General features: G+C 44.0%; 7 protein-coding genes. 6 read left to right on the top strand and 1 reads right to left on the bottom strand.

Annotation, left to right across the window (positions count from 1 at the left end):
- The 5 genes from tgt to F6K57_RS31945 all read left to right on the top strand — a co-directional run.
- Positions 1 to 1,108 (top strand): tRNA guanosine(34) transglycosylase Tgt (tgt, locus tag F6K57_RS31925; RefSeq protein WP_293072092.1); only part of this gene is annotated, 1,108 nt, incomplete at its 5' end.
- A gap of 47 nt (positions 1,109 to 1,155) precedes the next feature.
- The gene (locus F6K57_RS31930; RefSeq protein WP_008177837.1) at positions 1,156 to 1,293 is read left to right on the top strand and encodes a photosystem II reaction center protein K; all 138 of its coding nucleotides are present in this window, start codon (positions 1,156 to 1,158) and stop codon (positions 1,291 to 1,293) included.
- Positions 1,294 to 2,145: 852 nt separating this feature from the next.
- Positions 2,146 to 4,542 (top strand): CHASE2 domain-containing serine/threonine-protein kinase, encoded by a 2,397-nt coding sequence (locus tag F6K57_RS31935; RefSeq protein WP_293072093.1) that lies wholly within the window; start codon positions 2,146 to 2,148, stop codon positions 4,540 to 4,542.
- A gap of 581 nt (positions 4,543 to 5,123) precedes the next feature.
- The gene (locus F6K57_RS31940; protein WP_293024349.1) at positions 5,124 to 5,786 is read left to right on the top strand and encodes a YggS family pyridoxal phosphate-dependent enzyme; all 663 of its coding nucleotides are present in this window, start codon (positions 5,124 to 5,126) and stop codon (positions 5,784 to 5,786) included.
- A 198-nt stretch (positions 5,787 to 5,984) separates the two neighbouring features.
- A complete protein-coding gene (locus F6K57_RS31945) occupies positions 5,985 to 7,031 on the top strand; it encodes a calcium-binding protein (RefSeq protein WP_293072094.1) in 1,047 nt (348 codons plus the stop codon).
- Between the two features lie 131 nt (positions 7,032 to 7,162).
- On the opposite strand, the gene F6K57_RS31950 is transcribed toward F6K57_RS31945, so the two are convergent.
- Complete coding sequence (locus F6K57_RS31950) at positions 7,163 to 8,164, bottom strand: 2-hydroxyacid dehydrogenase (RefSeq protein WP_075903476.1); 1,002 nt, start codon at positions 8,162 to 8,164, stop codon at positions 7,163 to 7,165.
- A gap of 532 nt (positions 8,165 to 8,696) precedes the next feature.
- Between F6K57_RS31950 and F6K57_RS31955 the strand changes: the two genes are divergently transcribed.
- Positions 8,697 to 9,298: type I glyceraldehyde-3-phosphate dehydrogenase (locus F6K57_RS31955; protein WP_293072095.1), on the top strand; the 602-nt coding region annotated here is incomplete at its 3' end.

A 9,298-nucleotide genomic window follows, 5' to 3' on the forward strand; every position in this document is an offset into this window, starting at 1 on the left:
TAATTTTTCATTTCAATGTCAGGCTTCCTGTAGCCACACTAAAGCAAGAGCTGGGGTGTTTGTGACCCCCCATGGTGTGGTGGAAACTCCCAGGTTTATGCCAGTAGGCACCCTAGCAACGGTAAAAACTCTAACACCAGCCCAGTTAGAGGTAGCTGGGGCCCAAATGGTTTTGGCTAATACCTATCATCTCCATCTGCAACCAGGAGAAGCCATCATTAAACAAGCGGGTGGGCTGCATCGATTTATGGGTTGGCACGGACCAATCTTGACTGATTCTGGTGGCTTTCAGGTGTTTAGCTTGAGTCAGCTCCGTACTATTACCGAAGAGGGTGTGACCTTTCGATCTCCTCGGGATGGGCGGATGATTGATATAACCCCAGAACGGTGTATGGAAATTCAGCATGCCTTGGGAGCAGATGTGATCATGGCATTTGATGAGTGTCCCCCCTATCCAGCTGAGCGAACTGAGGTGGAATTAGCAACTCAACGAACCTATCGCTGGCTCAAACGCTGTATTGTTGCCCACAATCGCCCCAATGAACAAGCTTTGTTTGGTATAGTTCAGGGTGGGGTGTATCTAGATTTGCGTGTCTTGGCTGCCGAATCCTTGGTCGAGTTGGATTTACCAGGTTATGCCATTGGTGGTGTCAGTGTGGGGGAACCAGCTGAATTGATTCACCAAATTGTCGAGACAACCGCTCCATTACTGCCATGGCATAAGCCTCGTTATCTGATGGGGGTCGGTACCTACAGGGAAATGGTTTTAGCGATCGCATCTGGCATAGACTTGTTTGACTGCGTTATTCCCACTCGCCTGGGACGTCATGGTACTGCCTTAGTGCAGGGGGAACGCTGGAACTTGAAAAATGCCCGGTTTCGGGAAGATTTTTCCCCCTTAGATGCCAGTTGTCCTTGCTATTGCTGTCAGAATTTCAGTCGTGCTTATCTGAACCATTTAGTGCGATCGCGTGAATCTCTAGGCTATATGTTACTCTCTCACCACAATGTGACTGAGCTAATTCGGTTTACTCAAGCGATCAGGGCAGCCATCTTAAGTGATCAATTCACTACACAATTTGCTCATTGGCTGTTCACTTCATGTTAAGATACATGTCAATTATTAAATCTGTGTTGGAAAGGAAGATTTAAGATATGGAAGCTGCACTCCTGTTAGGAACATTACCCGAAGCTTACTCTATTTTTGGTCCAGTGGTGGACGTTCTACCAGTCATCCCTGTGTTCTTCTTGCTGCTAGCCTTTGTCTGGCAAGCCGCCGTGGGTTTCCGGTAAACTTCTGCCCCGCTAGAAAACCTGTTTGGCTCTAGGGGTTGGTTTTATGGATAAATATTGACAAATTTAGACATATCTCCCAAAAATCTCGCTAGTTGTGTCAGAAGGGAGTAGTACAAACCCAACGGATGAATCCGGGGGTGAGTAACCTCAATACCTGACCAACGTTTGTCTCTGATAAAGACTACGTAATCAATAAGCCCTACGATTCATCCTACCTATGAACCACTTAGGTCATGGTGGGATGATCAGTTGGCAGGGTTGATGATGGTGTAGATTAGTAGTGCGCCTGTAGGAAATATCAACCAGGGATTGAACCGAATAGTGTGGATAAAGCAATCAAAAACAGGAACGTTCGTAGTAGGGTATCCTGTGAGTAGTAAAGCTTGCCGATATCTGGGATAAATACTATCCACTGATGGTTGATATAAAATACAGGAAGCTGTTTGTATAGGCTAAGTGCAAATTTTTGCCGTCAAAACTGTCAATGTGGAATTACCCAAGATATTAGTCAGGTGGGCATCAACAATTGGGATAAGGGTGGTTGACCACGGCGAACTTGAAGACAAATTTAATATGCTCCGATTGATAGCTTGACAGAATAATCACGACTTGCTTCCTAAGGAAAAAAAAGCAAAATGGTAGTGTAAGCAACTTCGCTTCCATTGCTTCTGCTCAATCGATTAAATCGATCGGGAAAATAATCAGAGCAACCTTTCGGACTTAGATCAGGGCTAAGAATCAAGGAATGAGTCACTACTCTACAGGGTGATTAAACTGTTAATCGTATGATTAATAGAATCATCAAGGGTGAACATCAAGGGTGATTATTTCTAGTGATAATGATTATATATGAGTGCTCAGCTGGTAAAAGTGGCCACAGAAGAGTCACCAAACAACTCAAAACTTAGCCCCCAGGCGGAAAATCCCTCCCCCCCGCCCCCAAAACCGACGAAAGCTTGGTCGCGGCTGAAACGCTTGGGGGAATATGTTGGGATAAATCCAGCATTGATAGGGAGTTTGGCCGTAACTGGTTTAATGCTAGGGTCTAAGCACCTAGGAATGTTGCAGTTTTTTGAGTTAAAGGCTTTCGACCGGATGATAGAGCTGCGACCAGCTTTACCACCGGATGACCGCCTCTTAGTAGTAGAGGTGACTGAGCCAGATTTAAAAGGCACAACAGCTCCAGGAGGGTCTTCAATCAAAGATGCTGTAATGTATGAGGTATTACAGAAGCTGGAGCAACATCAACCCGCTGTCATTGGTGTCGATATCTTTCGAGACAGTCCAGTAGAACCGGGTCATGGCGAATTTTCTGAACTACTGCAAAGTAGCGATCGCATAATTCCAATTTGCTATCGGGGTCAATCAGAAGCATCCAGTGTTGCAGCCCCCCCAAAAATTTCTCAGCATCGTGTAGGCTTTGTTAATCTACTTGAAGATCCCGATGGAATCGTCCGGCGGGCTCCATTATTTTTTGACAATACCAGTGATAATACCAGCATCGTGGGTTGCACCACCAGATTATCATTCGGCTTTCAGTTAGCCCGAAGCTATTTGGAACAGCGGGGAATCAAGCCCGAAAACATCTCCCGAAAACAGATCAAGCTAGGAAAAACAGTCTATAAAAAGATATCTCCTACTGCTGGAGGTTACCAAAAGGGGGATACGGGAGGCTACCAAATTTTATTGAATTACCGCTCTGCTGATCACCTTGCCGATACCGTTACCTTAACTAAGGTTCTGAATGAGGAGATTGAACCAGACTTGGTCAAAGACCGGATTGTCCTAATCGGTATGAATGCTCCTAGTATCAAAGATGATGACTTCTTAACACCCTACAGTTTTGCTCAAAAAGAAAGCAAGCATATGCAAGGAGTCATGATACATGGTCAAATCGTGAGTCAACTGCTCAGTGGCGCACTTGGAGAGGGAAGAGCACAGTTTTGGTTTTGGTCTGAGTGGACAGAAGGCTTGTGGATTTGGGGTTGGACACTAATAGGGGGCGTGTTAGTTGGGGTAAGCCGCAACACTCGACAGTTAGTACTGTCTGAGAGTATTGCTTTAGGTATTTTGGTAGGAACATCCTACCTGCTATTTCTCAACTCAGGATGGATACCTGTCGTGGCACCTGCGTTGGCATTAATCCTTTCGGGTACTGGTGTAATGACTTACACCGGTTACAAAGCTAAACAGGAGAGCATAAAAGCAGAGCAAGAGCGCCGCAAAATTGAAGCAAAAGCTCAAGAACAGGAACAGAACTTAGCCCTGTTACAGGCGTTGTTGAAGGAAAAAAACGAAACCACCTCCAGCGCTAACACCAAAACTATACCGATACCACAAACCGATTTATCTCAAGAAGATGCCACAGCAATTTGGAACCCAACAGCAGGTGCAGACTCTGATGGCACATCGGTAGAGTACCGACCCCAAAATAACCTCCTAGCTGGACGCTACCAAACCAAGCGTGTTCTCGGTTCGGGTGGGTTTGGTCTAGTCCATCTAGCAGAAGATACTCAGCGACCTGGTTCACCCCAGTGTGTGGTCAAGCAATTGAAACCGGCTCGTAGCGATCCGCAATTCTTGAAAATTGCCAGACGCCTATTCAGCACTGAAGCAGACATATTAGAAATTTTGGGTAATCATTTAAAGATTCCTCGACTACTAGCTTATTTTGAAGAAGATCAAGTATTTTACTTAGTGGAAGAATATATTCCCGGTCAGTCCCTTAGTGACGAATTACCAGTAGATAAACGGCTTGGAGTGAAGGAAGTCGCAGATATACTGAAAGATATTTTAGAAATTCTCGTCTTTATCCACAAATACGGCGTCATCCACCGGGATATCAAACCTGGCAATATTATCCGTCGTCAAACTGATGGTCAACTGGTACTAATTGACTTCGGAGCAGTTAAACAGATTAAAAGCCCAGAGCAAAGTGAGGAAAAAAATGATACGGTTGCCATTGGCTCTCGTGGTTATGCCCCACCAGAGCAATTAGCGGGACACCCCAGTTTCAATAGTGATATTTATGCTTTAGGTATGATTGGGATTCAAGGATTAACTGGAATTCGTCCCTATCATTTGCCCATTTCCCCAGAAACTGGTGAAGTGATCTGGCGCAACCTGGCAGATGTACCTGAAGAATTTGCCCAAATTATAGAAAAGATGGTAAGCTATCATTTCGCTGACAGATACCAGTCAGCTGAGGTAATCCTGCAAGATTTCTCCAAAGTGATTGGTGGGTGAAGTATCCCAACAAGATCCGCTGAAGTTGGGGCTTCCAACTGGCGTCACAAGGACGGTCTTATTCGTCTTTCGGCAAAGCCGACGCTTCGCGAACAGGATTTCCCGTTTCATCCGCCGATGCCACGTTGGGTACTTCCGCGTACACAGAAAGTCCAGAACTGAATCTGGTGATGGTCTTACTCAGCGTCCACAGGCAGCTGCCCGTCTGACCCAGGCAGTAATTCTTTTTTTGCCGCTTGGTTTTCGCGGTTTATAACTGGTGTTCCAGTCGATTATGTCTCATGACATCTTGCGCTTGCCTTTTCGGTTCGCTTAGCGTCGGCGAAACCCGAAACGCTGTGGCGAACGGTGGTCGAGTTCGTTCACGCGCTTTGACTACATCTCTTATCCACCTAGCTCAACTATTATCAGCCCATGCCTGACCATGTAAACCTAAGCGAGTTATTTTCATAATAGCATATAATCAATCGTTCGGCTATCCATCCCCACCTTCAAAGTTGGATGGGGAATTTCGCCGATTTTTGTTAAAGCCATGGAGGAAAAAGCCAAGAGGGAAGACTATGGAAAAAATACCTTTAACTATGACTACACCTATTACTGATAATATCCAGCAGATTCGTCAACAGTTAAAGCCTAATGTCCGTTTAATTGCAGTTAGCAAAACCGTATCTGTAGACAAAATGCGGGAAGCCTATGGTGCTGGAATTCGGGATTTTGGAGAAAATCGCTTGCAAGAGGCTTGTGCTAAGCAGGAACAGTTACAAGATTTAGAGGGTATTTCCTGGCATTTTATCGGTCACTTACAAAAGAATAAAGCCAAACTTGCTGTTCAAACAATGGACTGGATCCATTCCGTTGATGATTTAAAGTTAGCCCAGAGTTTAAATCGGCGGGCGAATGAGTTAAATAAACGACCTAAGGTTTGTTTACAAATTAAGATTTTGCCCGATCCTAATAAATATGGTTGGTCTGTTGAGCAGTTATTAGAAACGTTACCAGAATTAGAAGCTTGCGATTCCTTAGATATTCAAGGGTTAATGACGATTCTTCCCTTGGGGTTATCGGAATATGAAATTTTTGATGCATTTGTAGAAGTTGCTAAATTCAAGGAACAGCTTAATCAAACAACTCAGTTAAACTTAAAAGAAGTATCAATGGGAATGTCGGGAGATTATTTGCAGGCTATTAAAGCAGGAGCAACGATGATTCGCCTAGGAAGCAAAATTTTCGGAAAACGTCAATAGTTCTTGAGCATTTTTTACGGTATTTTACGGTGCGACGCCGCTCGGGTTTTCCGACAAGCGTGAACGCGCAGCAAGAAACCGGTCAAATTGGCCAAATACTGCCAATTTGGCTAGCTTTACCATACCTAAGACCAGACAATAAAGGAGGTCGGAGTTGGATAGGAATAGGTGATCGAATAAATGTTTAACTTGAATTTCGTGGGGTTGGAAACAAATACTACAAATACTAGTGTAATTCTCATAGGTGGCAGTGGCAACGATACTCTCAACGGTGGCTCACAGGATGATACCCTCAAAGGTAGAGCTGGGGATGATATTCTCAATGGTCGAGGGGGTAATGACCGTCTTGAAGGGGAGGAGGATTCAGATGTTCTCAACGGTGGAGAGGGCAATGATACCCTGATTGGTGGCTCAGGGAATGATGTCCTTACTGGTGGACCTGGTCCTAGCTTTGGCTTGAGTTTGTTTGAGGTTAAACAGACATCTGATCATGATTTCCTCGACGGTGGCACAGGAAATGACACGCTCAACGGAGCAGATGGTAATGATACCCTAAAAGGCGGAGCTGGTGATGATTCCCTTTTAGGTGATGTTCGTAGGCGTTTGACTGGAATTCCCATAAACTATAATCCAGGTAGTGACATCCTTGATGGTGGAGACGGCAATGACATCCTCGAAGGTGGTGGTAGCAGTGATACTCTCATTGGTGGAACTGGCCATGATACCCTGATTGGTGATGGTGATGAGCAAAATGTCTTTGGTGGCGGGAATGATTATCTAATTGGTGGCAATGGTGATGATTCTCTAGTAGGTGGGGAAGGAAGGGATACCCTTACTGGTGGTCACGGAGCTGATATCTTTAAATTCACATTTACAAATCGTCCATTACCGATCTTCCCGCCTTCAATGCCTCCATCACAACCGCTACAACCTTCAACGGGAATCAACATAACTGATAGTTTTCTATTATCGAGTAACTCTGACTCGGAAGTGCCACGACCTGAAAGCGGAATTGACAGGATTACAGATTTCAATGTCCAAGAGGGAGATAGGATTGAAATTGATAGTTTTGGAGAACTTGATATTGATAAAATCTCCTACAATAAAACTACAGGTGCTCTGTCTTTTGAAGAGCAACAATTTGCTCAACTACAAGCAGGTCTTAATTTCAGTCCAGAGCAGCATATTGATTTACAAGTCTTCCCTCCTCGTTCCTTTGTTCCCCCTCCTCCTAGTGCGTTTTAGGCCAATTTAGTAATTGGTAATTAAGATTTTAGTAATTAGATTAGAATTACCAATTACTAAAATCTTAATTAAATTTTGCCGAGGTCACCCCTTGAGAAGATTTGGTATTCAACCTGACTTGATATTATTCCCTATTCCCTATTAATAATAATTTTATTCGGACAAGGAACACCTTTCTCAAAGTTAGTAATATTAGATAGTGTAGTTTCAGCAATGTTATCGAGGGCATTTTCAGTGAAGAAAGCTTGATGAGCAGTAATAATTACATTAGGAAACGTGAGTAAACGTTCAAAAATATCATCTTGAATGACTTCATTAGACAAATCCTCAAAAAACAAGGCAGATTCTTGCTCATAGACATCCAGAGCGAGATAGCCAATTTTCTTAGACTTGAGCGCACCAATAATGGCTTTGGTATCAATCAATCCCCCTCGGCTAGTATTAATTAGCATCACACCTGGTTTCATCTGCTCTAGAGCTTCGGAATTAATCAGATGATAGTTTTCAGGAGTTAAGGGACAGTGTAGCGTGATAATATCAGAGATAGCAAAGAGTTCAGCTAGCTCTACATACTTGACCCCCAAAGCTTGACACTCCGGGTTTGGATAAGGATCATATGCCACTAATTGACACCCCATACCAGTGAGAATTTGGGCTACGATAACACCAATTTTACCAGTTCCCACGATGCCTACAGTTCGACCATGCATATCGAATCCCAAGAGTCCATCTAGGGAAAAATTTCCTTCTCGTACTCGAGAATAAGCACGATGTATCTTGCGATTCAGGGCTAGCATTAAGCCAATCGTATGTTCAGCGATCGCATAGGGGGAGTAAGCGGGAACACGCACTACTGTCATGTCCAATTCTGTCGCTTTTGTGACATCCACATTATTAAAACCAGCACAGCGTAGAGCAATCAGACGAGTTCCCTGTTGCGCCAGCTTTTCCAACACTTGTCCGTTGAGGGAATCATTGACAAAAACGCATACTGCTGGACATCCTGATGCCAAAATAGTCGTTTGAGTATCGAGGTGCGGTTCAAAAAAAGTTAATTCATGACCGTATTGGGAATTAACAGCTTCCAGAAACTGTCGGTCGTAGACTTTGGTACTAAAGACAGCGACTTTCATAGAGGTAATGCCAAAACCAGCTTAATTAAATTGTAGATAAAAATTTAAAGAGTAGGTTTAAAGAAAAGGTTAATTTTATGGCAAGCATTTAACAGTCAGCTATCAGCGGTCATCTAAATGCTTACCTGCTCTTTTCTTTCTTTGGAGTTTAACACAGAGCAGTGGTAGAGATTGACACCAATTACCACAGTCTTAAATTAAGTTAAAGGATTAACAAATAATGAGTAGAGTGAGCTATAAACAATAGCTTGGATGCCTAGCAAAAATCCTTGAGTCACATCTGGTTGCTTTGCAATCCGTTCATGATAGTTTTGATGCTCCCAGCTGTCAACAATAAAGGAAGAATTAATCTTCCCGATTGGATGACATTGTCTTGATGCAGAGCGGGAGTGGGGGTTTTACTCAAGACCGTAATGGTGCGTTTTCCGTAGGCGAATTAAATTCGCCACGGGTCGCACCTCTGCATCGCTGGATGAGGATTCTTAATTATCCACAAACGTAAATTTGTAAACCTCTTAAAGGAGATTTGTCCATGGCAACTGTCAAAGTGGGTATCAATGGATTTGGTCGTATCGGACGACTCGTATTCCGTGCTGCCCTCAACTACCCAGAAATCGAAGTGCTGGGCATTAATGACCTAGTTCCACCACAGACTATCGCCTATTTACTCAAATACGACTCAACCCATGGTCGTTTCAAGGGTACCGTAGAAGCTGAAGCTGATGGAATTGTGGTCAATGGCAAGAAAATCCCCTGTGTCTCAATTAAAAACCCAGAGGAGCTGCCTTGGACGAAACTCGGTGTGGAATATGTAGTAGAATCTACTGGTCTATTTACCACCTATGATGGGGCATCTAAGCATTTAGAAGCGGGAGCGAAGCGGGTGGTAATCTCTGCTCCTACTAAAAACCCTGATTTGGTTCCCACCCTGTTGATGGGTGTCAATCACGATACCTATGACCCGGGTATTGATACTATCGTTTCCAATGCCAGTTGCACAACTAACTGTCTTGCTCCCATTGCTAAAGTGATTAATGACAATTTTGGGCTAGCGGAAGGGTTAATGACTACGGTCCATGCCATGACTGCTACCCAGCCAACGGTAGATGGTCCAAGTAAGAAAGACTTTCGGGG

Source organism: Moorena sp. SIO4A5, from assembly GCF_010672005.1.
Taxonomy (GTDB): Bacteria; Cyanobacteriota; Cyanobacteriia; order Cyanobacteriales; family Coleofasciculaceae; genus Moorena.

Coding starts and splice junctions, on each gene's coding strand:
- F6K57_RS31935 (WP_293072093.1), top strand. CDS start 2,146: ATGAGTGCTCAGCTGGTAAAAGTGGCCACAGAAGAGTCACCAAACAAC.
- F6K57_RS31950 (WP_075903476.1), bottom strand. CDS start 8,164: ATGAAAGTCGCTGTCTTTAGTACCAAAGTCTACGACCGACAGTTTCTG.
- F6K57_RS31930 (WP_008177837.1), top strand. CDS start 1,156: ATGGAAGCTGCACTCCTGTTAGGAACATTACCCGAAGCTTACTCTATT.
- F6K57_RS31940 (WP_293024349.1), top strand. CDS start 5,124: ATGACTACACCTATTACTGATAATATCCAGCAGATTCGTCAACAGTTA.